We start from the raw sequence: 580 nt of genomic DNA on the forward strand, positions 1-580 counted from the left end.
GTGCGCCACCTTCTCCGTGGTCAACCTGATCGTTGACATTCTGTACGGCATGGTGGATCCGCGGATCAAGTCCCAGTACAAGTCGGGGGGTAAGAGCAAATGAGCAAAGAGAAAAAGAACACGGCCGTAGCTGCCGAGGCCGGCAGCGCAAAGAAGCACGGCCAGATGTATGATGTGTGGCGTCACCTGAGACGGAACAAGGGCGCCATGGTAGGTCTGGCGATCGTCATCCTGCTGATCCTGATGGTGATCTTCGCCGGCGTATTGTTCGATTATGACAGTGTGGTAATCAAGCAGAATATCAGCCAGAGACTGCAGTCTCCCTCGGCTTCCCATCCTTTCGGCACTGATGAGCTGGGCAGAGATATTCTGGCCAGAATCTTCCACGGGGCCCGCATGAGCCTGGGCATCAGCTTTGTGGCTGTGTGCTTCTCTCTGATCGTGGGCGGCCTGCTGGGTTCTGTGGCCGGCTTCTTCGGCGGCAAGCTGGACATGGTGATCATGCGCTGCATGGACATCCTGCTGGCTATCCCCAACATTCTGCTGGCCATCACCATCGTTGCGGCCCTGGGCGCCAGCA

1 protein-coding gene is annotated in these 580 nt (G+C 57.6%); it reads left to right on the forward strand.

Features of this window, described 5'->3' with window-relative positions; genetic code table 11:
- Positions 1–99: 99 nt before the first annotated feature.
- The coding region (locus H6A25_RS13205; protein WP_204752453.1) for an ABC transporter permease at positions 100–580 on the forward strand (481 nt) is incomplete at its 3' end.

It is taken from the genome of Intestinimonas butyriciproducens (genome assembly GCF_016901775.1).
Taxonomy (GTDB): Bacteria; Bacillota; Clostridia; order Oscillospirales; family Butyricicoccaceae; genus Pseudobutyricicoccus.